Source organism: Massilia eburnea, from assembly GCF_050709955.1.
Taxonomy (GTDB): Bacteria; Pseudomonadota; Gammaproteobacteria; order Burkholderiales; family Burkholderiaceae_D; genus Rugamonas; species Rugamonas eburnea_A.
Genome location: NZ_JBNZFX010000034.1, coordinates 35,420 through 59,211 on the forward strand (window position 1 = coordinate 35,420; position 23,792 = coordinate 59,211).

25 protein-coding genes are annotated in these 23,792 nt (G+C 62.2%); 9 read left to right on the plus strand and 16 right to left on the minus strand.

Annotated features, from left to right (window positions below):
- The first annotated feature begins 8 nt into the window (after nt 1-8).
- Nucleotides 9-752 (plus strand): YoaK family protein, encoded by a 744-nt coding sequence (locus ACQ4MM_RS21355; protein ID WP_431479246.1) that lies wholly within the window; start codon nt 9-11, stop codon nt 750-752.
- On the opposite strand, the gene ACQ4MM_RS21360 is transcribed toward ACQ4MM_RS21355, so the two are convergent.
- The 6 genes from ACQ4MM_RS21360 to ACQ4MM_RS21385 form a co-directional block, all read right to left on the minus strand.
- Nucleotides 749-1,153, minus strand: coding sequence for a universal stress protein (locus ACQ4MM_RS21360; protein WP_431479247.1), 405 nt, complete (start codon nt 1,151-1,153; stop codon nt 749-751). The two genes, ACQ4MM_RS21355 and ACQ4MM_RS21360, sit on opposite strands and share 4 nt — an antisense overlap.
- Before the next feature lie 60 nt (nt 1,154-1,213).
- Complete coding sequence (locus tag ACQ4MM_RS21365; protein ID WP_431479248.1) at nt 1,214-1,624, minus strand: DoxX family protein; 411 nt, start codon at nt 1,622-1,624, stop codon at nt 1,214-1,216.
- 99 nt (nt 1,625-1,723) lie between these two features.
- Complete coding sequence (locus ACQ4MM_RS21370) at nt 1,724-2,179, minus strand: bacteriohemerythrin (RefSeq protein WP_431479249.1); 456 nt, start codon at nt 2,177-2,179, stop codon at nt 1,724-1,726.
- A gap of 269 nt (nt 2,180-2,448) precedes the next feature.
- Nucleotides 2,449-3,099, minus strand: coding sequence for a hypothetical protein (locus ACQ4MM_RS21375; protein WP_431479250.1), 651 nt, complete (start codon nt 3,097-3,099; stop codon nt 2,449-2,451).
- Between the two features lie 312 nt (nt 3,100-3,411).
- Complete coding sequence (locus ACQ4MM_RS21380; RefSeq protein ID WP_431479251.1) at nt 3,412-3,708, minus strand: hypothetical protein; 297 nt, start codon at nt 3,706-3,708, stop codon at nt 3,412-3,414.
- A gap of 376 nt (nt 3,709-4,084) precedes the next feature.
- Nucleotides 4,085-4,843, minus strand: a complete 759-nt coding sequence (locus tag ACQ4MM_RS21385; protein WP_431479293.1) for an SDR family oxidoreductase — start codon at nt 4,841-4,843, stop codon at nt 4,085-4,087.
- A 102-nt stretch (nt 4,844-4,945) separates the two neighbouring features.
- Between ACQ4MM_RS21385 and ACQ4MM_RS21390 the strand changes: the two genes are divergently transcribed.
- Nucleotides 4,946-5,827, plus strand: coding sequence for a LysR family transcriptional regulator (locus tag ACQ4MM_RS21390; protein WP_431479252.1), 882 nt, complete (start codon nt 4,946-4,948; stop codon nt 5,825-5,827).
- A 44-nt stretch (nt 5,828-5,871) separates the two neighbouring features.
- Nucleotides 5,872-6,612 (plus strand): SDR family oxidoreductase, encoded by a 741-nt coding sequence (locus tag ACQ4MM_RS21395; protein WP_431479253.1) that lies wholly within the window; start codon nt 5,872-5,874, stop codon nt 6,610-6,612.
- A gap of 6 nt (nt 6,613-6,618) precedes the next feature.
- Here the strand turns inward: ACQ4MM_RS21395 and ACQ4MM_RS21400 are convergent, their stop codons facing one another.
- Nucleotides 6,619-8,388: a cyanophycinase gene (locus tag ACQ4MM_RS21400; RefSeq protein WP_431479254.1), complete on the minus strand. Its 1,770-nt coding sequence runs from the start codon at nt 8,386-8,388 to the stop codon at nt 6,619-6,621.
- Nucleotides 8,389-8,539: 151 nt separating this feature from the next.
- Nucleotides 8,540-8,959 (minus strand): NUDIX hydrolase, encoded by a 420-nt coding sequence (locus ACQ4MM_RS21405; RefSeq protein ID WP_431479255.1) that lies wholly within the window; start codon nt 8,957-8,959, stop codon nt 8,540-8,542.
- 229 nt (nt 8,960-9,188) lie between these two features.
- On the opposite strand from ACQ4MM_RS21405, the gene ACQ4MM_RS21410 reads away from it, so the two are divergent.
- The 4 genes from ACQ4MM_RS21410 to ACQ4MM_RS21425 are packed head-to-tail and all read left to right on the plus strand — an operon-like array spanning nt 9,189 to nt 14,178.
- The gene (locus ACQ4MM_RS21410; protein WP_431479256.1) at nt 9,189-10,439 is read left to right on the plus strand and encodes a hypothetical protein; all 1,251 of its coding nucleotides are present in this window, start codon (nt 9,189-9,191) and stop codon (nt 10,437-10,439) included.
- A 14-nt stretch (nt 10,440-10,453) separates the two neighbouring features.
- Complete coding sequence (locus ACQ4MM_RS21415; RefSeq protein WP_431479257.1) at nt 10,454-10,876, plus strand: phosphate ABC transporter substrate-binding protein; 423 nt, start codon at nt 10,454-10,456, stop codon at nt 10,874-10,876.
- A gap of 2 nt (nt 10,877-10,878) precedes the next feature.
- On the plus strand, nt 10,879-13,524 hold the full coding sequence (locus ACQ4MM_RS21420) for a bifunctional diguanylate cyclase/phosphodiesterase (RefSeq protein WP_431479258.1): 2,646 nt from the start codon (nt 10,879-10,881) through the stop codon (nt 13,522-13,524).
- An 18-nt stretch (nt 13,525-13,542) separates the two neighbouring features.
- On the plus strand, nt 13,543-14,178 hold the full coding sequence (locus ACQ4MM_RS21425; protein WP_431479259.1) for an FABP family protein: 636 nt from the start codon (nt 13,543-13,545) through the stop codon (nt 14,176-14,178).
- Here ACQ4MM_RS21425 and ACQ4MM_RS21430 read toward each other — a convergent pair whose 3' ends face one another.
- Genes ACQ4MM_RS21430 through ACQ4MM_RS21455 form a run of 6 tightly spaced genes read right to left on the minus strand, consistent with a single transcriptional unit; the run spans nt 14,179 to nt 19,468 of the window.
- Complete coding sequence (locus ACQ4MM_RS21430; protein WP_431479260.1) at nt 14,179-14,769, minus strand: hypothetical protein; 591 nt, start codon at nt 14,767-14,769, stop codon at nt 14,179-14,181.
- A complete protein-coding gene (locus tag ACQ4MM_RS21435; protein ID WP_431479261.1) occupies nt 14,766-15,380 on the minus strand; it encodes an SCO family protein in 615 nt (204 codons plus the stop codon). The genes ACQ4MM_RS21430 and ACQ4MM_RS21435 overlap by 4 nt, the downstream gene beginning before the upstream one ends.
- Nucleotides 15,381-15,387: 7 nt before the next feature.
- Nucleotides 15,388-15,996, minus strand: a complete 609-nt coding sequence (locus ACQ4MM_RS21440) for a c-type cytochrome (protein ID WP_431479262.1) — start codon at nt 15,994-15,996, stop codon at nt 15,388-15,390.
- Entirely contained in the window at nt 15,983-16,600 is a 618-nt protein-coding gene (locus ACQ4MM_RS21445) for a cbb3-type cytochrome c oxidase subunit II (RefSeq protein WP_431479263.1), read from the minus strand. Before ACQ4MM_RS21445 ends, ACQ4MM_RS21440 begins: the two co-directional genes overlap by 14 nt.
- A 1-nt stretch (nt 16,601) precedes the next feature.
- Nucleotides 16,602-18,278, minus strand: a complete 1,677-nt coding sequence (locus ACQ4MM_RS21450; protein WP_431479264.1) for a cbb3-type cytochrome c oxidase subunit I — start codon at nt 18,276-18,278, stop codon at nt 16,602-16,604.
- A gap of 2 nt (nt 18,279-18,280) precedes the next feature.
- Nucleotides 18,281-19,468 (minus strand): NnrS family protein, encoded by a 1,188-nt coding sequence (locus tag ACQ4MM_RS21455; protein WP_431479265.1) that lies wholly within the window; start codon nt 19,466-19,468, stop codon nt 18,281-18,283.
- A 93-nt stretch (nt 19,469-19,561) separates the two neighbouring features.
- Here ACQ4MM_RS21455 and ACQ4MM_RS21460 point away from each other — a divergent pair, with 93 nt between their 5' ends.
- Entirely contained in the window at nt 19,562-20,026 is a 465-nt protein-coding gene (locus tag ACQ4MM_RS21460) for an RrF2 family transcriptional regulator (RefSeq protein ID WP_431479266.1), read from the plus strand.
- 75 nt (nt 20,027-20,101) lie between these two features.
- Complete coding sequence (gene hmpA, locus ACQ4MM_RS21465; RefSeq protein ID WP_431479267.1) at nt 20,102-21,283, plus strand: NO-inducible flavohemoprotein; 1,182 nt, start codon at nt 20,102-20,104, stop codon at nt 21,281-21,283.
- A 4-nt stretch (nt 21,284-21,287) separates the two neighbouring features.
- Here hmpA and ACQ4MM_RS21470 read toward each other — a convergent pair whose 3' ends face one another.
- Nucleotides 21,288-22,835: a GDYXXLXY domain-containing protein gene (locus ACQ4MM_RS21470; protein WP_431479268.1), complete on the minus strand. Its 1,548-nt coding sequence runs from the start codon at nt 22,833-22,835 to the stop codon at nt 21,288-21,290.
- Nucleotides 22,832-23,776 (minus strand): DUF2157 domain-containing protein, encoded by a 945-nt coding sequence (locus ACQ4MM_RS21475; protein WP_431479269.1) that lies wholly within the window; start codon nt 23,774-23,776, stop codon nt 22,832-22,834. Before ACQ4MM_RS21475 ends, ACQ4MM_RS21470 begins: the two co-directional genes overlap by 4 nt.
- Nucleotides 23,777-23,792 lie beyond the last annotated feature (16 nt).

The window sequence follows — 23,792 nt, forward strand, 5'->3', positions numbered from 1 at the left end:
GAGGACGAATGCCGATCAATTATGTAAGAAGGCTGACAGGGCGGCAGCGCGCCGCCCAGGCTAATCGCCACCTCGGCATCGCCCTGGCTTTTGTGGCCGGGGCGGCCAACGCCGGCGGCTTCCTCGCCGTCAAGCAGTACACCTCCCACATGACAGGCATCCTGTCATCCGCCGCCGACGACATGGCGTTGGGCGCCGTCGACGCGGCCCTCGATTGTGCCGGCGCCTTGCTGGCATTCATCGCCGGCGCGGCCTGTTGCGCCATCATGGTCAATTTCGCCCGGCGCCACCAGCTTCACAGCGAGTTTGCTTTGCCGTTGCTGTTGGAAGCAATCCTGCTGCTGGCGTTTGGCGTGATGGGGACCAGCCTGCAGGCGATCGATGTGATCGTGCTGCCAGCCACCGTGATGCTCCTGTGCTTCATGATGGGTTTGCAGAACGCTGTGATCACCAAGCTGTCTAATGCGGAGATCCGCACTACCCATATGACGGGCATCGTGACCGACCTTGGCATCGAGACCGGCAAAGCGCTTTACTGGAACCGCGACGAGCAGGCCGTGCCGCGCGTGGCTGCCGACTGGAAGCGGGTGCGTATCCTGGCTTCGCTGCTGTTTTCCTTCTTCATTGGTGCGCTGGCCGGCGCATTCGGCTTCAAGGCCGTGGGCTTTGGCGCCGTGCTGCCGCTGGCCTGCGTGCTGCTGGCCCTGGCGGCAGTGCCGATTTACGACGACCTGGTTGCCGTTCGCCGCTAGCCTTCGCGGAACACCAGAACCGGGATCTTGCTGTGCGTGAGCACTTTCTGCGTCTGGCTGCCCAGCATCAGGCTGGCCAGGCCGCTGCGGCCGCGCGAGGCCATCGCGATCAGGTCGCAGCCGCGTTGCAGGGCGGTGGCAATGATCGCGGCGTGCGCCTGTTCGGCATGCACTTCCAGCGTGGTGCAGTTGACGTGCAGGGTGGTGGCCTGGCGCGCGATATCGGCCAGGATCGTGTTCTCGGCTGGCGCTGTAGCCAAGCTGGCCAGCACAGGTTCTTCTGGAAGCACGTGAACCGCCGTGACACGGGCGCCGCTTTCGCGGGCCATGCGCAGGGCGGCGTTCACGGCCAGTTGCGAAGCGGCAGAGCCGTCGCTTGGAATCAGAATGTGGCGAAACATCTCTTGAAATCTCCTTCAGTTGCCGCAGTCTAAAGCGTTCCGCCACATGCCTGCAACTACTCAGGCGGTGTGCAGTGCCGTGACGCCGCGGCGTGCGTCCAGGCTCAGGCTACCGGCACCGAAGGCAGCGATCTGCAGCAGGCCCCCAGCCATCGCCAGGTTCTTCATCAGGTGGATCATCTGGTTCTGGTCAGCGATCGCGCTGTGGAAGATCAGGCCGGTCACGACCGAGAACGCTGCCAGAGCCAATGCGACGGGGCGCGTGTACAGGCCGGCCACCAGCAACAGGCCGCCAACCACCTCGATGCCGATGGCTGCTGCCAGCCCCAGTTCAGGGAAGGGCAGGCCCATGGCACTGATATAGCCGATGGTGCCGGCCGGATTGGCGATCTTGCCGATGCCGCTCATGACGAAAATGGCAGCCATCAGGATGCGGCCGACGAGTGGCAGGTAAGTTTTATTGAAATTCATGGTGTGACTCCTTTGGGGAATGTGTTGTTGATGGAGTCATCTTATGCTGCACCAATGTATTCCGGAAGCCAATATATTTAGATGTAATGTATCGTCAAATCAGATGGACTGCTCCTGCAACAGTTGCGCCAGCTGCTGTCTCAGCTTGGCGGAGGAGGGCTGGCTGTGCGGGTGGCCGGCGTTTTCGACCGCCACCGCCAGCGGCAAATCCATGGCGCTCAGGTGGCCGAGAAACCAGCGCGGCAGGCGCTCGAGCAATGCCCTCGCGCCAGTGGGGTCGACCTGCGCTACGGGCAGGGCATGCTGCAGCGCGGCCAGCGCCCGGCGGTGGGCGGCGCGGTGTTCGTGATCGGTGGGATAGTAAAGCTGGTCCATCAGCGCTTCTTCCTCGGCGAAGTCGAGGGACAGAGCGCTCAACAGCTCGGCAATGCGGCTAGATAGCGAGTTATCGTCGGCGTCGATGGTGGCGTGAATGGCTTGCAGCAGGGCGCGGTGGGAAGCATCCATCTCGGCCACGCCAGTTTCCAGCAGCGGACTCCATTCGAGGCGTTGCATGGCGGTCTCCTTGTCTATTTCGCCAGTTTCGCCCGGCGGAGGCAGGGATTCCATGACACAGATCAACCGGCGCCTCGTTCGCTTGCCCTACCAGTAAGTCGTTTTACCTGTTTGCTTGTTTATGGAAACGTACAAGTTCGAGCCCGGTACGGCGGTTGCGCGGCGTATTCAATCAGACCGCACAACCGCTTCGTACCAGCTTCCCGATGATGTGCATGAGCGCGCAGCCCTAGTGACGCCCACTCGATGGAAGGGTTCGGCGCCATTGCTCACCCCTGTACGACTTTGTATTGCTCCCACGGGAAGCCTCTTGTGTGCGGAATCCAATACGGAGACGAGATTGGAGCCCCCAGGTATGCAAGTGCTTCGGACAAAAGGTCAGCTTCTCGTTGCTGAACATTGCCACCCACCGTTACCTGAACTACCTTTGACTTGACTCCTGGTTCTAGCACTTGAGAGGCTTCCTCTCTCTCTCCGAAGAGCCACAAGTGCTCAAACTCTGTGTCCCCGCCCCACATGAAGCAGTAGAAGAAGGCGAGCCGTGCATTCGTTGTGGCAGACAACGTCTTCAGATAAGAAAAGAAGGCAGCTGGAGGAAACACATGGAGCATTTCATCATCAACATGGGAGCCGAGCGCTTTAGGTGAGATCGTCCTTATATCGCTTGGGCCAACCAAGGAGTGCCAAGAAACGACGGGCTCTTCATGCCAATCCGCACAATGCTCGTCGGGATCGCAGACCGGGCGAATGACTAGCAAGCCGCCTTTGGGCGGAATGAACGAATATTCGGATCCATTGAGCTCGAATTTGATCGGCTCTCGTATCAGATACGAATGCGCGGCTAGAGCCGGATCACCTTTTACTGCCTCGAGGAGCAGCGGATTGCATGTCGCAAGAATTTCTGCCGCGTACCAAGTCATTTGTGGTGCCTCAAACGTCTAAAATCAGCAGCGCGCCGTAGTGGGTCGTAACAATGGTTCCCGACGTCATCAATCGTCAATGTATCAGGCGATCGTGAATGGAGCAGTTGGTCATGATCCATGCACTCAGGATCACCATCTTCAACGGTGAAGCGCTGCGGGCGCGGTACAGAGCCAAACGCCCTGTCGATTGCCTTCAGTATTGTATAGTCAGTGTTCATTAGTCCAACGTGTTCTAGATCGCAATGCAGCGAGTTAACAGGGGCGTCTGCGATTTTTGAGTCGCTATTGTGGCTCCGCCCAATAGAGACGTTAAGTTTCTTCAGCGCGTTCAAGCTCCAGAAGGGCTTCGATGGCGGCCATGCGCCTTTGCATGGCCCAAAGCTGCGCAATGGCAATGACCAGACCGGTGAACATGCCAATGAGCAGCCCAACGGTCATATCCGGAGCCTCAAAGCCCTCGAACGCGAACTGCGCGATTGTCGGCGCCGCGACTGCGCAAACCAAATAGAGCCATCGAGGCTCAGCCGGTGCAGCGAGCACTTCTTTGGCTCGGTGCTTCCGATCGAACTTCCGGAGCATCGCCTGCGCCTCAAGTTCAGCAAGCATGGTTGATTTCGGTTTCGCGCTAGATTCAGCATTCATTAGAATTTTACTTGTTGCCAATTAAAGATTGGCAATATAGCATTGTTGATCACGATATTGCATCCATCGTTGCGAGGTTGCCGAGTCGCTGCACATTTCGACCAGGCAGTACGCACGTATCGTCAACCAATGGATTGCCATTGGATCCTGCTTGAGATGATGGAGTAGATATAGATTTTTCCGTTCGGCCTACGCATTACGATTTTCCGGAAATCGGGTGCGACAAGGCTTCATCGAAGAAGAACGCGCCGCTACTCATCAAGACCACTGATAGACAAGTCCCGGCCGAGTAGCGAGAGCCTACCCAACGCTCTCGCGAGATATCATCGCTTCAGTAACGCTATACCTGGCTGTGTCCCCCGTCGACCACCAGCTCAGTGCCGTTCACATAGCTGGCCGAAGTGGATGCCAGGAACAGCACGGCCGCGGCGATTTCATTGGATTCGCCCATACGGCCAGCAGGAGAAGCCTCGCCAAGGAATTGCTCGACACCGTCGATTTGCGCGTCGTTCATGCCCAGGCCCGATTCGAGTATCGGCGTGCGCGTTACGCCGGGGCTGATGGCATTCACGCGGATGCGGCGCGCTTTAAGATCGCTGGCCCACGAGCGCGCGAATGAACGCACCGCCGCCTTGGACGCGTTGTACAGGCTCAGGTTCGGCATGCCGAGATTGGCGGCGATCGAGGCATTCAGAATAATCGAGCCTCCATCGCTGACCAAGGGTAGCAAAGTCTGCACTGTAAAGAACACGCCTTTCACATTGGTGTCGAACAGACGGTCGAAGGTGACCGGCGTGGTATCGCCGAAGGCGTTATGGAATGCCATGCCAGCATTGGCGAACAGGATGTCGAGGCGGTCGCCGCGCAACGCAATCTCGCTGTGCAGCGCCGCGAGACTGGCAACGTCGGCGCTGTCGCAAGCCACGGCAATGGCACGCTCTCCCAATTGCTCACGCGCAGCAGCCAGTTTCGTGCGGTCGCGGCCAGTGATATAGACGCGGCGCGCGCCTTGGGCCAGCAGTGCATGTGCGGTGGCCAGGCCTATGCCGGACGATCCCCCTGTGATCAGCGCAGTGTTTTGCTCAAACGTCGTCATGATGCTTCCTTTGCAGTCGTGATGGTGAAAGCGGCCAGTATCGCGTGTGCAGATTGTGCAAACAATCGTCATAATGCTCATCACGTTAATGAGCAGATTTCAATAATGGATGCAGACTTCGATAGCCTGGCCGCTTTTGTGCGCGTCGCCCAGGGACGCAGCTTTCGGAAAGCGGCCACCGGCATGGGCGTTTCACCCTCGGCACTCAGTCACGCAATTGGCAAGCTGGAACAGCGCCTCGGAGTACGGTTATTGAACCGCACCACCCGCAGCGTCAGTCCGACTGCAGCGGGGGCACAATTACTGGAGCGGCTGGCGCCAGCCTTTGCGGAAATCAGCGACGCACTGGATACGTTGAACGACGAACGCGCGCTGCCACGAGGCCATCTGCGGCTGAATGTGCCGCGTCCCGCAGCGCATCTGGTGCTGGCACCGTTGCTGGCCCGTTGGCGCGCAGCGTATCCGGATGTGATTCTCGATGTCGTCACCAACGACGCTGTAGTCGATATCGTCGAACAGGGATTCGATGCAGGCATGCGCTTTGGCGAACTGCTGCAACAAGACATGATCGCTTTGCCGGTGGGGCCCGAGATCCGCTTCACCGTTTGCGCGTCGCCGGATTATCTCCATCGTTTTGGCGTACCGGAAACACCGCACGCAATGGCCAGCCACGAATGCCTGCAACTGCGCTTCCCCAGCGGCGCTATCTTTAAATGGCAATTCCAGCGCGACGGCGAAGAAGTTGCCGTGGCAACCAATGGCAGCCTTGTGCTGGACGACTTACCTGCGATCCTGCTGGCGGCGCAGCAGGGAGCCGGGCTATGCTACACCTACGCCGACTATGCGGCGCCGCTGGTTGCGAATGGTCAGCTTGTCCCTGTGCTGGAAGGCTGGATGCCGCCACCGGAGCGCTTCTACCTGTATTACCCGAGCGGACGCCATATGGGAGCGGCCCTGCGGGCACTGGTGGACTTCCTCAAATCGTAAGGGGTATCTACAATACGGCAGAACAATAGCTCTCTCCCAGGAATATGGAAAAGATACTGATCGTAACAGGCGCCAGCCGAGGCATTGGCGCTGCCATTGCGCGCCGGGCCGCTGCAGATGGATGGGTGGTGGCTGTGAATTACCAGCGTGATGCCGATGCGGCCACGCGGGTAGTGGCGGACATTCAGGCGGCTGGTGGCCGGGCGTTGGCGGTGCAGGCGGATGTGGGGCACGATGAAGATATCGAGCGTCTATTTGTCACCGTCGAACGGGAACTGGGACCGGTGTCGGGACTGGTGAATAATGCTGGCATCACGGGCGGCCTGGGTACCTTCGCCGATACGAAGCCGGCGATCGTGGAGCAGGTGTTCCGCACCAATGTGCTTGGCCTGATGCAGGCCAGCCGCCGCGCACTGGCGGCATTCCGGGCGCATGGGCAGGGCGGGGTGATCGTCAACATCAGCTCCACCGCAGCGACGGCGGGCAGCCCGAACGAATACGTGACCTATGCGGCCAGCAAGGCGGCTGTCGATACCTTCACCATGGGTCTCGGCAAAGAGGTCGCGCCTGAGGGCATCCGTGTGTGCGGCGTGGCACCGGGTACCACGCAGACCGATATCCACGCCACTTCGGGCGACGCGGGACGCCCGGCGCGCGTGGCTGCCCGCATCCCCATGGGGCGTGTGGGCGAGCCGGAAGAAATCGCGGAAGCTGCGGTCTGGCTGTTGTCGCCGGCGGCACGCTACGTCACAGGCACCACGATCCGCGTTTCCGGCGGCGCCTGAGTTTTCCTAGTACCAGTCGGCGGGGAATAGCTGGCCGGAGGTGACGTCCAGGTGCTTATATAACGGTACGCCGGTCCAGTCGGTAAGGTTGAAGACAGTACTGGAGTCGCTCAGTTTTCTTACCTCGACGGTGGAGATGGTCAGCGGTGCTTTGGGCTTGCACATGCTTGGCGGAACCGAGGGGCGAACAAAATAGACTGCGCTTTCAGTCGCTGTCGAAGCGTTGCTAACCCTTGTCGCAGTGACGGGATTCCCATCGCCATTTCCCTGGACTAGTAGTGCGGTCTCGACGCTGATGCCGATACCCCGGGCGGTCTTGTTTCCGCTGGCGGACGCTGGGAGTACGCCGCCGCTGCATCCCAAGGTTCCGCCTGGGGTGATTGTGGGAGCGACGATCCGGGAAATAAAGGAAATGAAGCGGCCCATGCGATCGCGGCTGTCGAAGTGGGAATCAAAAATCAAACTCTCCAATGCTGGTGGTGCGAGAAAGCCTCCTTGCAGGCTCAAAGGAGATGGGTCGAACGTGATGTCCTTATAGTAGGGATCAAGCATCGCGTCCTCCGAAGTGGCGGACTTATACAGCGCGGAATAGTCGAATTGACCAAGTACTGCCAAACCGGCGCTTGTGCCGCCAATGGGAACGTTCTTGTTCATCAATGCTATCAAGGTCCGCTCAAGCAAAGTGCCTTTCCAGAAGCGGATGTAGTGACTCTGGTCGCCACCGGCGATAAAGACGACGTTGGCCTTGGATACGATGGCATTGACAGCCTCGCTATTGGCGGCCTTCACACTTGGGATCACCAGCGTCTCGACCGACGTCAGGCCCAAAGAGGCGCCACCCACCCACATGTCAGCGACGTTGCCGGAGGTCGATAAGGCCTCATCACTGTAATAGATGTATGGGTTGTAGCCATCTGTGCCGGTTGCCCGAATGACGACAAACCGTCCTCCGCTGCCCGGTTCAATGCCGGCTCGCTTGATCAACCAGCGAAAAGCTGGGTCGACGTCAGGGCCGCCACCCATCAATACGAATGACGGCGTCGGGCGGGACGAAGGTGCGCTGACTACGGCATTGGGGTTTCCCGTGGCGAAATAGGAATAGAGCGCGATGGGTTTCGCCGGTTCAAAAACAGGCTCCGCTACAGCTGAACTGACAGAAAGAAGCGACACTAAAGCAAGCACGATTTTGCTTGTCGCGCTTTGGCGGACTTCGCGCCGCCGCGTGGCAGCGATCGCGAGTAACAGTAAACCGCCGAGTATCAAGGCGCTGGTTGGTGGCTCAGGCACTGCAGCAACACCGAAAGTCAGCGTGCCGAAATTCCAAATACCTTCAGGCTCGTCAAATCCAAGATCCTTGAAGCCATCATGAAACTCAAGGCGCAGGATGCCATCGATCCCAACTTGAAAAATCAAACCCAAGTCGCCCAGATCCTGGAATCCAGCGTAATCCACGGTGCCGTCAAAATCGTCGCCGCCACCAGGGGTAAAAGTCACCCCGTTGCCCAGCGAATCGCTAAAAGTCACTTGCATTTCGGACAGATAACTGCCAGCGAAACTCGTCAGGTTAATATCCCATTTGAAACTCGTAATCGACGCCCGGGTTCCAACATAAAAATCCCGAACGATATTACTTGCCGCTCCTCTCTCATCATTGTCCAGTACGCCCGCAACGTTCACCTCCAGGCTCAAGGGGTTGGCTTGTGCCAAGCCAAGCCCCATCGCTGTAGAAACCACAATCAAGACTAGCAAGCGTTGCAAGCACTTTACGATCATCATGATTTCTTCCCCAAATGAATAGACGTCGATGTGGGCAAACTCTAAGCATCAGCTGTTGTATGGTGCATACGCTACCATATGTATAACATTTGATGTCAAATTAATAAATTTGCCTGGGGCGAGACGGATCAGCCGGGGGCGTTTGACCCGTTTACCAGTCAATCGATAGCAGCCGCGACGCCATCCGTGGCCAGCACAAGGAACTCAGTTCCTCGCGCGAAGCCCAGCGGAAGCCATCCGCTTCCGGCGTCGGCTCGCCGGTACGCTGGTGGGGGAAGAAGCTGGTGCAGCGCAGGTGATCGAGGTTGCACAATTCCTCGCCGACCTCAACCTTGAACAAGTGCAGGCGCTTGTCGGGGCGGTAGGCGAATTCGCCCAGGTCTTCAAACAGGCCGGCATCGAAATCCAGCCCGGCTTCTTCGAACAGTTCACGCTGTGCCGATTGCAATGGCGTTTCGCCGGGATCCTGCAATCCTTTGGGAATGTCCCAGCTAGCGGTCCCGGTGACATGGCAAAGCAGTACTTGGCGGGCCGAATTGAGCACCAGGGTGCCGCATGAAACTTGCTGCATGTCCTTGTTTCCTTTGCTTTTTGCTACATTTTACTATTCCCTAACTGCTAGTAACAGTACTCTAGGGAAACTTCTCGACAGTCACAAAACACTGTTATAAAGTGTGAGAATTCAGAGGCGTGCCCCAACGCCCAGTCTTGTTACCCAACCCCAAAAACAATCGCGCACGCATGCCAACAAGGCAAGCGACGCTGTGATATTGCCGACGTTTCTTGCCAAGAGGGCCATTATGCCAAAGCTGCACCAGACGCCTGTCCTGTTCGCCCTTGCCGGAGCACTGCTCGTGCAGCCGGCCGCGCATGCCGGGCACACGACAGCGCAGGAAAGCAGCTGGACCTTCGGCGGCTTCGGCACCTTGAGCGCGGTTCACTCGAGCGAGAAGCAGGCCGACTATGCGGCCAATCCGCTGAACCCGGGCGAGGCCGGCGCCACGCGCGACTGGAGTTATGCGGTGGATAGCCGCCTCGGCGCGCAGCTTTCTTACAATGACGGCGGCCATTGGTCGGCCGTGCTGCAGGTCGTGGCGGAACGCAACCTCACGCATTCATGGACGCCCAAGGTCGAATGGGCCAATGTGCAATACCAGGTATCGCCTGAGCTGAGCCTGCGCGTTGGCCGCATTGCGCTGCCGCTGTTCCTGTCGGGTGATTACCGCAAGGCCAGTTATGCGCTGACCTCGGTGCGCACCCCGGTCGAACTGTATGCGGCGATCCCGATCAGCAATAGCGACGGCATTGATGCCAGCTACCGCTGGAACTTCGGCAACGTGAAGAATACGACGCAAGTACTGTTTGGCGGCACCAGCGTGCCGCTGTCCGACGACACCCGCGTCAAGGCGCACAGGCTGGCGGGTGTTTCCAACACCAGCACGTCCGGAGCGCTGACAGTGCGCGCCACCGCCATCGAGGGCGAGCTGGAAACCCCGCTGCTGCAGGAGCTGTTCTCCGCCATCCGCCAGTTTGGCCCGCAGGGCGAGGTCCTGGCGCGCCGTTATGAACCGGACCGCAAGCGCGCGACGGTGCTCAGCATCGGCGCTTCCTATGATCCTGGCAACTGGTTCGTGATGGGCGAAGTAGGGCGCGTCAACGCCCGCTCCATGCTGGGCGATAAGACCGCAGGCTATGTCAGCGGTGGTTATCGCCTGGGCAGCTTCACGCCGTATGGCACCTTCAGCAAGGTGGTCTCGAACACCCCGAACCAGGTCGCTGGCCTGGACTTGTCGATGCTGCCGCCTCCTTATGCGCCGGCTGCCCAGCGCCTCAACATGGAACTGAATGGCTTGCTCAGCATGATTGCGGAACAGGACAGCACCAGCCTGGGCCTGCGCTGGGACGCCACCAGCAACGCCGCCGTCAAACTGCAGTTCGATCATGTGCGCCCACGCAGTGGCACCAGCGGCACGCTGTCGAACATCCAGCCCGGTTACCGTTATGGCCGCAGCTTCGGCGTCTTTAGCGCCTCGGTGGACTTCGTGTTCTGATGGGGAAGTTCTCAATGATCAGGAAACTCCTCTGCTGCCTGCTATTGGTGCTGCTTGCCGGCACCACCGCCGCTGCCGAACTGGTGGTGGTGGTGTCGGCGCGCAGCCCCATCACGACCCTGCGCGCGGAGCAGGTGGCCGATATCTTTCTCTCCGAAGCGACGCGCTTCCCCGATGGCGGCGAGGTGGTGGCGCTCGATTTGCCGATCGGCTCCCCGCTGCGCGATGACTTTTACCTGAAGGTTGCCAACCGCAGCCCGGCCCTGATGAAGGCCTATTGGACCAAGAGGATTTTCACCGGCCGTGGCCAGCCGCCACGCGAACTGCCCAACAGCCAGGCTGTGCGCAAGCTGGTGGCCGATAACCCAACCCTGATCGGCTACATCGACCGCAACGCGCTCGATGCCAGCGTGCGTCCAGTGCTGGTGGTGCATTGAATATGAAACGCTGGCTGCGCATGTGCCTTGAGACTCAAGTCTCGCTGCCCCTGTTCACTATCGTCCTGTTGGCTGTGGTGTGGGGCACCACCTTGCATTTCATCGACAGCGAAGCTGCCGCCTCGCGCGAACTGGCCGCCGAATCGGCCGGCGAACTGATCGCCACGTATGAAGCGCAGGTGGCGCGCAGCATCAACGGCATCGAACAGACCTTGCAAGTCCTGAAGTACAGCGCCGAAATCCAGGGCGCGAGCGGGGCGTTGCCGGAGCTGCAGGCGCATGGGCTGCTGCCATCGGGCCTGGTTTTCATCGTCAGCATTGTCGACGCACAGGGGAACACGGTTGCCAGCAACCCGGCTGCGCCTGCGATCAATGTTGCGCAGCAGGAGTACTTCAGCTTCCACCAGCAGCACCGCAGCAATTACACCTTCATTGCCCAGGCCATGCGCGACGAGGCGAATCCGGACTGGCACTTGCACTTCACGCGCCGCCTGGACGGCAAGGACGGCGAATTTGCCGGCGTGGTCATCGTGGAAGTCGATCCAGCATATTTCACCAGCGGTTATGAACGCAGCCGCCTGGGCGAACATGGCATGCTGGGCCTGGTCGGCGACGATGGCGTGGTGCGTGCGCTGCGTGTCGGCGACACGCAATCCTTCGGACAGAAGCTTGACATGGCGGCGCTGCAGGCGCGCCGCGGCGTGCCCGTCGCCAGCCAGATTGATGGCGTCAATCGCTATGTGGCAGTACGCCAGCTGGCAGGCCTGCGGCTGAGCGCCGTGGTCGGCCTGGCGGAACAGGAACAGATGGCCGGTTTCGCGGCCCAGCGCCGCCAGTTGCTGTGGGAAGCCGGCGTCGCCAGCGCGGTGCTGATCCTGCTGGCGGCCCTGGTCTGGGCCTGCGTCTGGCAGGGCGCCAAGGCGCGCCGCCGCATCCGCCGTGCGCAGGAAACCTATGCCGCCGCTTCCGAATCGAATATGGACGCCTTTTTTGTCCTGCGCGCCATCCGCAGCAAGGATGGCACGGTCGTGGACTTCAAATTCGCCGCTGTCAACTCGCGCGCCGAGCAACTGACTGGCCGCAGCCGCGGCGAACTTCGCGCGCAGACGCTGTGCGGCTGGATGCCGGCCGCACGCCACAACGGCATGTTCGAGCGCCTGGCACACGTCACTTTGAACGGCGGCGTGCACCAGGAAGAGGGCCCGAACATGGTGCCGCAGCTGCAGGCGGAATGGCTGCACTGGCAGGTGGTGGGCGTGGAAGGCGGCGTGGTCGCAATCGTGCGCGATATCACTGAGCGCAAGCGTGCCGAGGAGCGCATCTACCACATGGCGCACCACGACACGCTGACCGGCCTGCCGAACCGCAGCCTGGTGTGCGACCGCCTGGGCCAATCGATCGCGCACGCGGAGCGGAACAAGGAGTCGGTGCTGGTGGCCTTCATCGACCTCGATAGCTTCAAGCTGGTCAATGACACGCTGGGCCACAACGCGGGCGACGAACTGCTGAAGGAAGTGGCTGACCGCATGGTGGGCTGCGTGCGCCGCGAGGACACCGTAGGCCGTTTTGGCGGCGACGAATTCGTACTGGTGCTGCCGCACGTGAACGACAACCCGCAGGTGCTGGTGCCGCTGCTGAACAAGATCCTGGAATCCGTGGTTCAGCCGATCATGCTGGAGGGGCAGAAAATGCAGGTGAGCTGCTCGATCGGCGTTGCGGTCTATCCGCGCGATGGCCGCGACGCCGATACGCTGATGAAACATGCCGACGCCGCCATGTACCGTGCCAAGGACAGCGGCAAGAACAACTGCCAGTTCTACAACCACGAAATGAACGCCGGGCTGGAAGAAAAGCTGGCGCTGACGGAAGGCTTGCGCAAGGCGCTGGAGGAGCGGCAACTTTCGCTGGCCTACCAGCCCAAGGTGAACCTGGAATCGGGCCGCATGTTCGGCGTCGAGGCTTTGCTGCGCTGGCAGCATCCGCAGCGCGGCGCGGTGTCGCCGGCCCAGTTCATTCCACTGGCGGAAGAGCATGGCCTGATCATCCCGATCGGCGAATGGGCCTTGCGCGAAGCGTGCCGCCAGGCCTGCGCCTGGCAGGATGCCGGCTTGCCGCCGCTGGTGGTGTCGGTCAATGTCTCGGCGCGCCAGTTCGACGATCCGCGCCTGGTTGAGCGCGTGGCGGCGGCCCTGGAGTGGAGCGGGCTGGACCCGCGTTGGCTGGAGCTGGAAGTCACCGAGAGCATGATCATGCGCGACACCGCGGAGTCGGTGGCCAAGATGCGCCAGCTTGAAGCGATGGGCATCACGCTGGCGATCGACGATTTTGGTACCGGCTACTCCAGCCTCGCTGCACTGAAGTCCTTCCCGATCAGCCGCCTGAAGATCGACCAGAGCTTCGTGCGCGACCTGGTCAGCAACCCGGACGACCAGGCCATCACCTGCGCCATCATCTCCTTGTCGCACCAGCTCGACATGCGTGTGATTGCGGAAGGGGTGGAGACGGAACAGCAGCGCAGCTTCCTGCAGCAGCACGGCTGCGACGAGATGCAGGGCTATCTGTTCAGCCGCCCGGTGCCGCCGCAGGAAATCACTGCCATGCTGCTCGGCGAAGATTCCGGCGCCAAGGTTACAATGCTTGCTCCCTGATTAATGAGCAAGCATTCAATGAGCGAATACAGCAACGACATCTACACCGAACCTTCCAACCTCGACCTGGACACGCTGGCCAATCTTGGCCCGCTGACCGCCATGGCGGGTATCTGGGAAGGGCAGCGCGGCCTCGATATCAAGCCCAAGGCCGATGGCCCGCGCAAGCAAGCCTATGTCGAGCGCATCGAGCTGCAGCCGATCGATCCCGTCACCAACGGGCCGCAACTGTTCTACGGCCTGCGCTACGTCCTGAACGTCAACAAGCCTGACAACATCAAGACATACCATGAGCAGGTCGGCTACTGGCTTTGGGAACCGGCCACCAATACCGTGATCCAGACCCTGGCCATCCCACGCGGCCAGATCGCCATGGCATCCGGTACCGCGGCGCCGGATGCCAAGTCCTTCGAGCTGGTGGCCCAGCGCGAGCAGAATACCTACGGCATCTGCTCCAATCCATTCCTGGAATTCGGCTTCAAGACCACCGAGTACCGCATCAAGGTCACCATCAACGACGACGGCACCTGGGGTTACGAGGAAGACACCGTCATGCTGTTACGCGGCAAGGAATCGGAGCCCTTCCACCACGTCGACCGCAATGTGCTGCACAAGGTGGCGGAGCCGACACCGAATCCCCTGGCACGCAAGTAATCAGGCGCGTTCCGCCTGGTTTGCCAAGGCAGGCAACTGCCACACGCACCAGGCGGCGGCAATGCCGATCGAAGCCACCACCAGGCCGACGCCGGTCACCACCTGGTCGTTCAGCGAATAGGCATTGCACAGTCGCTGCGCCATGTCCTGGTACAGCAGGCCGGCGATGGCCATCATGGCGCAGAAATTCCCGAGGAAGAAAAGCTGGATGACTGCCGCTGCCCGCGCCAGTGCGCCCGGCAGCAGGAAGCCGAGCAGGAACAGGCTGGCAAACTTTCCCGCTTCGGCCAGCGGCATCGTCAGCGGCTGCTCCAGCGCCCGCGGCACCATCCAGTAGGCGCTGGCCAGCAGCAGCCAGACCAGGCCCGCCAGCCCGTGCGCATCCCAGCGCGCCAATGCGCCCGCCAGCCGCTCCGAACTGCCTGCAAGGGCGCGCCCGGCCAATGCGCCGCCGACCGCGATCATTGGCAGCTGGACCACCATATGCAGGGCCATCGACGCCTCCAGTGGCCCGCGCAGCAGCAGCGCGGCCGCTACCAGCGTAGCTCCCGCCAGGGCAAGCCCGCCCGCGCCGCGAACCGGTGTGCTCATCGCGTGGCCTCCAGCGCTGCCGCCAAAGCCGCTTCCGGTTGCTCATAGTCGACCACCTGCGCCAACCGGCCATCCGGCGTTACGATATGGAAGGCGGCGTTGTGCTGGAACTCCCCCATTTCCGCCGGCAGCACGATGATCCCGACCTGATCAAGCAAAGCCTGGCGCTGCGCCGCATCGGGTACCGCGGCGAACTGCCAAACCGCCGGCGCAGCCCGCATGCGGGCCGCATAATGCGCCAGGTCGTCCAGTGAGTCGCGCGGATCAAAGGAAATCGTCAATAGCCGCAGCTTGTCCTGCAGGCCGCGCGCAAGAATTTCACGCTGCATCTGCTGCAGTTCGGTGCCCTGCACGGAGCACACGGCATTGCAGCGCGCATAAAAGAACGTCACGATCGCTGGCCGCCGGTCGCCGGCCAGCAGTGACGGCAGCGGTACCTTCGTTGCGCCAGGCAGCGCAAGATCGACACGGGGCAGGGCCAGCGGCGCCTCGGCAACCGCCAGGCGCCGCCCCTCTTCGGTGGCGACCACCCGGAACCCCATGGTGGCCTGCCACAGCGCCGCGCCGGCAAGCGCCGCCATGCAGCCGACCAGCGCCAAGGTGCGCGTCAAATCTCCTTTAATTGGCTGGCTTGGCGAGTTTGGCGAGATCTTCGTCTCCATTGAACGGGTCCTTGCGCGCGGCAGTCGCATCACGCGCCGCCTTGACCGTGTCCGGCGCCACTTTGGCTGCGCTATTGCCGAAGTTACTGCGGATATGGCTCAACACCGCCGCAATCTCCGCGTCGCTCAACTTATCCTTAAACGGCGGCATCTGTCCGTTATATGCCGAACCTTTCACCGTCAGCTTGCCCGTCACACCGTGCAGCAGGATCGAGGCGGCGACGTTTTCCGCGCCTGTCACCCATTCCGAGCCCGCCAGCGGCGGAAACACACCCGGCAGGCCGGCGCCGCTCGCCTGGTGGCAAGCCACGCACTGCGCCGCATACACCTGGGCCCCGTCGACAGCGCCGCCGGCGCCGGCCGTACCGCCAGCCTTGGCTTGCAGCGTCGAGATCGTGCGCCGGTCGCCCAGCGCCGGGTCATCGTCCCGCACCGTGAGGATATAGCTGATCGCCCACGCCAGCGCCACGCCAACGCCAAGCAGGACATACCAGGGAATTGGCCGGTCCTTCTCGGTCGGATCGGGATGCTCGCGCTGCTGCGCGCCAAAATCATTTTGCGGCATTGGGCGCTCCTTCCTTCCTGGCCTGCGGCGCCGGCAGCACAGGATAAGTATGGTCCAGCGACTGCAGGTAAGCCACCAGGTCCAGCACCTCAGGCTTGGCCACCACCACCTTGCCCAGGGGCTTGAAGCCCGGCGGCAGGTTCACCACGCGGTCGCCTGGTTCAGCGGCCTCCTTGTAATCGAACAGGTAGGGGTAGGAAGGCATGATCGATCCCGGCACATAAGCGCGCGGCTGGAACATATGCCCCAGGTGCCAGTCGGCGCTCGGCTGGCGTGCACCGATATTGAACAGGTCCGGCCCGGTGCGCATGGTGCCCAGCAGATGCGGCGTATCGTAGTAATAGTCGGCCGCCACCGAGGCCCGTCCCCAGCCGCGCTGGTCGTCCGGCGCCTGCGCCTTGTCGCGCGGCTGCTGCGAATGGCAATACACGCAGCCATTCTTGATATACACCTCGCGCCCGCGCAGTTGCTGGGCGGTGTAGGGCTTCAGGCCGGCCGGCGCCTCGCCGGCGCGCAACTGCACATGCGGCACGATCACCAGCGCGGAGGTGGCGAGGGCCAGCGTTACCATCGCGCCGCCCAGGAGTTTGAGTTCGTCTTGCATATCAGGCTCCCGCCAGGTTGCTGGCCGGTGCGGGCGCATCGCTGCGCGTGTGCAGCAGCGCAGCGCCAACGCGGCGCGGGCCATGACGCAGGGCCATTGCGGCGAAATGCCAGGCAAAGACCAGGTGGCCGATGGTCATGATGGCGCCGCCTAGCGAACGGCTCTTCAGCCACGCGATCGTCACATTGACCGAATCCATGAAGGGGCGCGCGGCGTCCAGCATGGCCAGGCCCTGCAGCCAGCCGCCAATCGTCAGGCCGACGAAATAGATGCCGAAACCAATCACCACCAGCCAGAAATGCCAGGCAATCAGCTTGGGATAAGGCCACTCCCAGGCCATCACGCGCGGCATGACGAAGTAGATGGCGCCGAACATCACCATCGAGAAGAAGCCATACAGCCCGAGGTGGGCGTGCGCCACAGTGAAGTGGGTAAAGTGCGCGACGGTGTTCACGCTGCGCAGGGCTTCGATCGAACCCTGGATCGAGCTGAGGGTGTACATCATGCCGCCGAGGACGATAAAGCGCAGCGTCGGCGAATACACCAGCTTGGAGAAATGACCGCGCATGGTCATGTGCTGGTTGATGGAGAACGAGATTACCGGGATCACCATCATCACGCTCTGCACGATCGATAGCGTGATCAGCCAGCCCGGCACAGGTCCGCCGATCAGGTGGTGGCCGCCGACCTGGCCGTAGAAGAAGGCCAGCGTCCAGAATCCCAGCAGCGACAGGTTGTACGACTGCACCGGGCGCCCGATAATCTTGGGCAGGAAGTAGTACACCGACGCCACCGCCATCGGCGTGTAGAACAGCCCCAGCACGTTATGGCCGAACCACCAGTTCATCGCCGCCTGCTGCACGCCGAAATGCACCGCCGGCAGGTTCCCGATCAGGAACAGGATAGGGAACCAGAACAGGGCGGCGCCCATATACCAGATCGACACATACAGGTGCTGCACCTTGCGGCTTTGCAGGGTGTACACCAGCGGCAGGCCAACCAGGGCGCCGCCGGCCACCAGCAGCAAGTCCACCTGCCAGGGAATCTCCAGCCACTCCAGGCCATCGCTGATGCCGGCCGCAATGCAGCCCAGGCCCGCGATCAGGCCCGCATTCCACAGCATGGCGCCAAAAATGGCAAAACGCCCGCCGACCAGATGGGTTTTCAGCAGGCGTGGAAGGAGCCAGATCGCAATGCCTAGCGCCGCCATCGGCGCCCAGCCATAGGCGACTGCATTGAGGTGAATGGTGCGGATGCGGCCGAAGGTCAGCCAGGGATACTGCACCAGCCAGTCCGGCTCATGCAGCTTGATGGAGCTGGTAAGTCCTGCGGCGGTGGCAACCAGCAGCCACACCACGGCGCAGGACAGGAAAATAAAGGTGACAAAAGCACTCGACCGGTCCGCCTCCACCCGTTCCGCCAGCTCTTGCTGCATGGCGGCTTGCTCGGCGGCGCTGGACTGCCGCCGCTCCTGTCCCTCCACCGGCAGCGCCAGTCCGGCGCGCTGCTCCGGGCTGGCCGCGGGTTCTTCACCGTGGCCAATCTCGCCCGGCGAGAAGATCACATTGGCGGCCGCTGACGTGGCGTTGAACAGGCGATGCCGCAGCGACCAGATGAAGACCAGCAGGCCGGTGACCGATAGGATGAAAGAAGACAGGAGTATGGTGACGGTATCCACATTTAACCTTCCCGCCCGTCGATGCGGGCCTGGCTTAAGTAAGGCGCATACACCAACAGGTAGAGAAGGAAGGCGACCGACCAGGCCAGTGCCGAGCCCAGCAACAGGAAGTCACGAATTCCAGCGGGAACTATATTGGCACACAAACGGGCCACTGCGCCAGCCTGCAGCAAAAGATACATTGCGCTTTCAGCACGGCCGGCGCGCAGCATGCGGCCCGTGTGGCCCAGCGCGGTGCGGGTGATCATGCCAAGGATCAGGCCCGACATGCCGCCCACTGCCAGCGCGTGGAAGGCGCTGCTGGAGGAGCCAATCCCCAACGCCGCAAAGCCCAGCAGCACCAGGCCGGCCACAATCCAGGCGTAAGCCAGGTGCAGGATCCACAGCAAAGGCACACGCACAGTGGCGAATGGCGCCCAGCCTACCAGCCGAATGGCATTCACCGCCGCCGCTGCGAACGCCGCCAGCGCCACGACGAAGCCTGGCAAGCCGGTCACCCAGGCCAGAGCGGTCGCCAGCAGCAGGGCGATACTGGTCTTTTCGCGCCACGCCACGGTAACCGGCTGGCTGCCCGGCGCGCCGTTACGGGTGAACATCGGTATCACTCGGCCGCCGATCACGGCCTCCAGCACCGTGATCATCAGGATCGCGCCGTGCACAGGCGTCAGCGGCGACAGGGAAATCCAGCCATTGGCCGCGGCGTGGAACAGCAGGTTGGCCACCGACAGCAAGGCCAGGATGCCGCAGATCGGGTAGTTGCGCTTGCTCTGTGCCAGGTAAAGCACGCGGCCGAACGCTGCCGCGCACAGCGGCAGGAACAAGCCATCGACAATCAGCGCCGGCACTCCGGGCGCCAGCAGCATGGCGATGCGGCCGGCGATCCACAGCACGGCCAGCGCCGCAAGCTGGCCGCCGGCCGGCGTTGGCAGGTTGGTCCAGTTGCGGCCCGCGGTAAACAGGAAGCCGACAATTACCGCGCCGCCAAAGGCGAATACCATTTCATGCATATGCCACAGCATGTTGGCGGAGGGCAGGGCGGGCAGCATGCCCTTGTAGGCCAGCAGCCACAGTGGCACCGACAGCATCGCCAGCGCAGCCGCCAGCAGGTAGAAGGGGCGGAAGCCCAGCCGCAGCAGGGGATGCGGTTGCCCGGCTGGCGTGGGTTCGGTGGGAAGATGGATGCTGCGCATGGCTGGCCTCATGTTCTTAAGATGTATAATGAATGCTACATTAGGCCCGAGGCCAAAGCAATATTTCGAATGCATCTTTATATGACGTAGATCATGAGACTCACATCCTTCACCGACTACACCCTGCGTTCGCTGATGTACCTGGGCATGAACCGCGACAAGCTGGTCACGATCCAGGAGATCGCCGACCTGCATGACATCTCGAAAAACCACCTGACCAAGGTGATCCACCAGTTGGGCGCCAGCGGCCTGGTGGAAACCGTGCGTGGCCGGCACGGTGGACTGCGCCTGAACCGCGAGCCGGAAGATATCAATATTGGCGAAGTGGTACGCGACAGCGAATCGGATTTCCACATCGCCGAGTGCTTCGAAGCCGATGCCGGCAACTGCGCCTTCCTGCGCGATTGCGCCCTGAAACGCAAGCTGGGCGAGGCCACGGATGCCTTCCTGCACGTGCTGGATGGCATGACGCTGGCTGATATCCTGCCCGGCCCGCATGGCGGCAAAAGCGGCAAGGGCGGGGAGAAAACCATTATCCTTCAGAAAATGCGCATTTGATTTGCATCTTTATTGACGCAGATTAAGGTAAACATGTATTATGAGTGCATGTTTATCCGAGAAGGAGCCATACCCATGCCGTCCGCAGAACATCGTGCCATTGTCACCGCCACCGTCCCTATCCTGGAACAAGGCGGCGAAGCCCTGACCCGCCACTTCTACCAGACCCTGTTCACCGACTTCCCGCAGGTGAAGCCGTTCTTCAACCAGTCCCACCAGCATAGCGGCGACCAGCAGCGCGCCCTGGCCAACGGCATCCTGATGTACGCCAAGCATATCGAGCGCCTGGAGGCGCTGGGCCCGCTGGTGAATACCATCGTCACCAAACACGTTGCGCTGCATATCCAGCCGGAGCACTACCCGATGGTCGGCGCCAGCCTGCTGAAAGCTATCCGCGAAGTGCTCGGCGCTGAAACCGCGACCGACGCCGTGCTGGAAGCGTGGGGCGCAGCTTATGGCCAACTGGCCGAGATCCTGATCGGCGCTGAAGGCAAGACTTATGAGGCCGCGGCGGCCGCGCCGGGCGGCTGGATGGGGGCGCGCCGGTTCATCGTGGCGACCAAGCGCATCGAGAGCGACGAGATCACCAGTTTCGTATTCCGCCCTGCCGACGGCCAGCCGGTGCTCGGCTTCACGCCTGGCCAATACATCGGCATCCGCGTGGTGGTCGACGGCCAGGAGCAGCGCCGCCAGTACTCGTTGTCCGCGGCCCCTAATGGCCAGACTTACCAGATCAGCGTGAAGCGCGAAGAAAGCGGCAAGGTGTCGGGTTTCCTGCACGCGAACCTGAATCAGGGCGATAGCGTGGACCTGTTCCCGCCGACCGGCGCCTTCACGCTGGCGGAAGGCAGCCGCCCGCTGGTTCTGATCTCTGGTGGTGTCGGCATCACCCCGACCCTGGCCATGCTGGACCAGGCGCTGGAGACCGGCCGTGAAATCCGCTTCATCCACGCAGCCCGCCACGGTGGCGTGCACGCCTTCCGCGACCATGTCGACGGCCTGGCCGAGCGTCACCCGCAACTGAAGCGCCACTACATCTACGCTGAAGACCGCGCAGGCCATCCGCAAGCCGATGCAGTCGGCCTGCTGGGCAATAAGCAGTTGGGCGAATGGCTGCCGCAATCACGCGACGTCGACGCCTACTTCCTCGGCCCGGTGCCATTCATGCAGGCCGTGAAACGCAGCCTGCGCGAACTCGGTGTGCCGGAAGCGCAGACCTACTACGAGTTCTTCGGCCCGGCCAAAGCGCTCGACTAAGGCCTTACAGCGGCTCCAGCTTGGGGCCGCGCAGCCCCACCAGCAGAGCACGTCCGGAAGGCGCGATACGGTACTCGCCGTAGCGCGCCTTTTCATAACGCTTTGCCTCGCCCTCCTTGAAGAACCACCCATCGCTGGCCAGCATCCAGCGGCCATCTTTATTCTCCAGCCGCACCTGGATTGTCCCGTCGCCGGGCGGTGCCTCGTCGTGCTTGTAGCCGACAAGCTCGAGGATATTGTCCGGCCCCAGTCGTCCGACGGCGTATGTCGTTTTGCTGTTGTCTCCGGGTTGCTCGCCCGCCGGCAGCCTGACGAACAGGCGCATATAGTCGCCCTGCATCAGCGAGCGCGGGTCGCGCGGCCCCAGTTCGACGTAGGCCACCTGGCCGCTTGCTATCAAGCCTTCGTTGCGCACCACCACTGCATTCGCAATTGCCAGGGCCGCAAGCCCGCTGGCCGCCAACCCTGCATGAACCAGGCCGCTCCGCAATGGCGCTTGCGGTACGGCTGCCGGCCGTTTCAGCCGGCGCAGCGGCAGCAGGCAGAATGCCAGCAGGAGCGCTCCGGCCACGGCGAATAATCCCGCCTTGTACGCCAGAGGGAGCGACAGGTCGTAATACGCGCTGCCCACGGCCCATGCCGCGGCAATGCCGCATGCCATCGCGAGCCGGTAGCGGCCATCGGCAACGCAGCAGGCGAGCAGCAGGAGCGGCATGCCCATGGCCGGGACAAAGAAGGTGAATCCCGCCACCACCGAAGCCACTCCCAGGCACCACCATTGGCGAACGGCAGGCAGGGCGCGCGCCAGAATCGCTGCGGCGGCGAGCGCGCAGCCAAGCGACACAGCACAGGTGAGGGGCTGCAGCGAGCGGGCGGTGACCGAGCCATGCGCCATGATCGCCGCGGGCGACAATATCGCCGGGCCAGCCCAGATGGCGAAGCCGCCCAGCGTACATGTCAGCCAGCCCGACAGGAACGGTTCAAACGTCGTAGCGATTTCGGGCGCGCGAGCAATGTGGCGGCCCAGCATCCATAGCGCAGCAATAGCATGCAACGCAAACCACCACACGTCGCCGTGCTTGCCGAAGCCGGATGCTGACGGCATGAGGGCCGGCACCAGCACGGCCGCGCAAATGCCGCCGAGGATGGTGCGCACCCACGCTTGCGGCACCAGGCAAGCCAGTATTGCGACAACTACCGCCATCAGCAGCGCGGCCAGGTGTTTATCCATCAGCATGAACAGGCTGAACCCGAGCACCCCGCCGGCGGACAGCAGTAGCGGAAACGCGGCCTGTTCAACCAGCATCGGGACCGATCCCTGGCGCAGCAGCATGACGGCAGCTGCGACCAGCAGCGCCGCGACCGTCGCATTGCTTCCATGGCCGGCGTGAAGATATTCGAGCAGCAGCCCAATCAGGAGCAGGATGGGAACGGCGGCAATCCAGGCCCCCAGCCCCATCAGCAGCACGATATGCCACGGCCGCGTATCGCTGCTGCCTGCGGCAATAGTGTGCGCCTCGTCGAGAATCTGCTGCAGGCCGTCGCGGTTCATGGCTGGCCTCCTGCGCGATGTTTTGCCAGCAGCCGGCTGGCGGCGAACGAAACGAGAGCGATTGCGAACACGCCGGACGCGATGAATATGGCGAAACGATCGCACCCCATCGCATCCAGGATTCTTGCAAAGGCGATGACAGCCACGTACAACAGGGCCAGGCAGGCGATGCTGGTGGACGCCAGGTCATACAGTGCCAGCGCAGCGGTAGCGGCGCCGACCAGCAGGACGGCGAACATGATCGGGCCCATCCCCTGGTCGAAGGCCTGCACGCTGGCCGGCACCGCGATATACCCCATGGCCAGCAGCACGGCCATGCGCAATGACCAGATACCGCTGCCAGTACGGCGCCGCAACGGCGGCAGCATCAGGCCAGGCAGCAGCAGGAACAGCATCCATGCGACGGCGACCACCGGAAACGATACATCGTAGTGCGACCAGCCGCCTTCGGCCTTGAGCCAGAGTGCAATCGCGCTGGAGGCGACCGCCAGCCAGGGCGTCCACATTACCTCGCTGCGCAGCACCAGGCATAGTGGCAGGCCCAGGACGGTCCAGAGGGCGAACAGCTGCCAGGGATCGGCCCCGGTCTGGTAGGTCTGGCCAATGCAAGCGAACAAGGCGCCGATTGCCAGGAAGGAGAACAATGCGGCCACAACGCGAACTCGCGGCGCCACCCAAGCGGCAAGCAGTCCGACCGCGACAGCCGCCTGCATCACGCCGATTCGGCCGAAGCGGCCCAGCACATCCCAATTGGAAGCAATCCAGAACATCAGGCCAAGCCCAAGCAAGGCAGCGCCGGCGGTGGCGACGGCTTGCGGCAAGCGTGACGGCAGCCAGCCTGGCTGGCCGCGCAGGCCCGCCATCAATTCAAGTTCATGGGTGGAGCGGTGGTCGAGCTGGTGGCGTGCAGCCAGTTCCAGCAAGGTTTGTCGCAAGCTCATGTTTCCTCTTCAGCAC

Excerpts from the sequence above, each read along its gene's own strand:
- ACQ4MM_RS21470 (WP_431479268.1), bottom strand. The coding sequence starts at position 22,835 with ATGAACCGCGACGGCCTGCAGCAGATTCTCGACGAGGCGCACACTATT.
- hmpA (WP_431479267.1), top strand. The coding sequence starts at position 20,102 with ATGCCGTCCGCAGAACATCGTGCCATTGTCACCGCCACCGTCCCTATC.
- ACQ4MM_RS21400 (WP_431479254.1), bottom strand. The coding sequence starts at position 8,388 with ATGATGATCGTAAAGTGCTTGCAACGCTTGCTAGTCTTGATTGTGGTT.
- ACQ4MM_RS21425 (WP_431479259.1), top strand. The coding sequence starts at position 13,543 with ATGAGCGAATACAGCAACGACATCTACACCGAACCTTCCAACCTCGAC.
- ACQ4MM_RS21355 (WP_431479246.1), top strand. The coding sequence starts at position 9 with ATGCCGATCAATTATGTAAGAAGGCTGACAGGGCGGCAGCGCGCCGCC.
- ACQ4MM_RS21445 (WP_431479263.1), bottom strand. The coding sequence starts at position 16,600 with ATGCAAGACGAACTCAAACTCCTGGGCGGCGCGATGGTAACGCTGGCC.
- ACQ4MM_RS21395 (WP_431479253.1), top strand. The coding sequence starts at position 5,872 with ATGGAAAAGATACTGATCGTAACAGGCGCCAGCCGAGGCATTGGCGCT.
- ACQ4MM_RS21475 (WP_431479269.1), bottom strand. The coding sequence starts at position 23,776 with ATGAGCTTGCGACAAACCTTGCTGGAACTGGCTGCACGCCACCAGCTC.
- ACQ4MM_RS21410 (WP_431479256.1), top strand. The coding sequence starts at position 9,189 with ATGCCAAAGCTGCACCAGACGCCTGTCCTGTTCGCCCTTGCCGGAGCA.
- ACQ4MM_RS21415 (WP_431479257.1), top strand. The coding sequence starts at position 10,454 with ATGATCAGGAAACTCCTCTGCTGCCTGCTATTGGTGCTGCTTGCCGGC.
- ACQ4MM_RS21390 (WP_431479252.1), top strand. The coding sequence starts at position 4,946 with ATGGATGCAGACTTCGATAGCCTGGCCGCTTTTGTGCGCGTCGCCCAG.
- ACQ4MM_RS21420 (WP_431479258.1), top strand. The coding sequence starts at position 10,879 with ATGAAACGCTGGCTGCGCATGTGCCTTGAGACTCAAGTCTCGCTGCCC.
- ACQ4MM_RS21380 (WP_431479251.1), bottom strand. The coding sequence starts at position 3,708 with ATGCTTGCTGAACTTGAGGCGCAGGCGATGCTCCGGAAGTTCGATCGG.
- ACQ4MM_RS21375 (WP_431479250.1), bottom strand. The coding sequence starts at position 3,099 with ATGACTTGGTACGCGGCAGAAATTCTTGCGACATGCAATCCGCTGCTC.
- ACQ4MM_RS21365 (WP_431479248.1), bottom strand. The coding sequence starts at position 1,624 with ATGAATTTCAATAAAACTTACCTGCCACTCGTCGGCCGCATCCTGATG.
- ACQ4MM_RS21455 (WP_431479265.1), bottom strand. The coding sequence starts at position 19,468 with ATGCGCAGCATCCATCTTCCCACCGAACCCACGCCAGCCGGGCAACCG.
- ACQ4MM_RS21440 (WP_431479262.1), bottom strand. The coding sequence starts at position 15,996 with ATGCCGCAAAATGATTTTGGCGCGCAGCAGCGCGAGCATCCCGATCCG.
- ACQ4MM_RS21430 (WP_431479260.1), bottom strand. The coding sequence starts at position 14,769 with ATGAGCACACCGGTTCGCGGCGCGGGCGGGCTTGCCCTGGCGGGAGCT.
- ACQ4MM_RS21405 (WP_431479255.1), bottom strand. The coding sequence starts at position 8,959 with ATGCAGCAAGTTTCATGCGGCACCCTGGTGCTCAATTCGGCCCGCCAA.
- ACQ4MM_RS21360 (WP_431479247.1), bottom strand. The coding sequence starts at position 1,153 with ATGTTTCGCCACATTCTGATTCCAAGCGACGGCTCTGCCGCTTCGCAA.
- ACQ4MM_RS21460 (WP_431479266.1), top strand. The coding sequence starts at position 19,562 with ATGAGACTCACATCCTTCACCGACTACACCCTGCGTTCGCTGATGTAC.
- ACQ4MM_RS21370 (WP_431479249.1), bottom strand. The coding sequence starts at position 2,179 with ATGCAACGCCTCGAATGGAGTCCGCTGCTGGAAACTGGCGTGGCCGAG.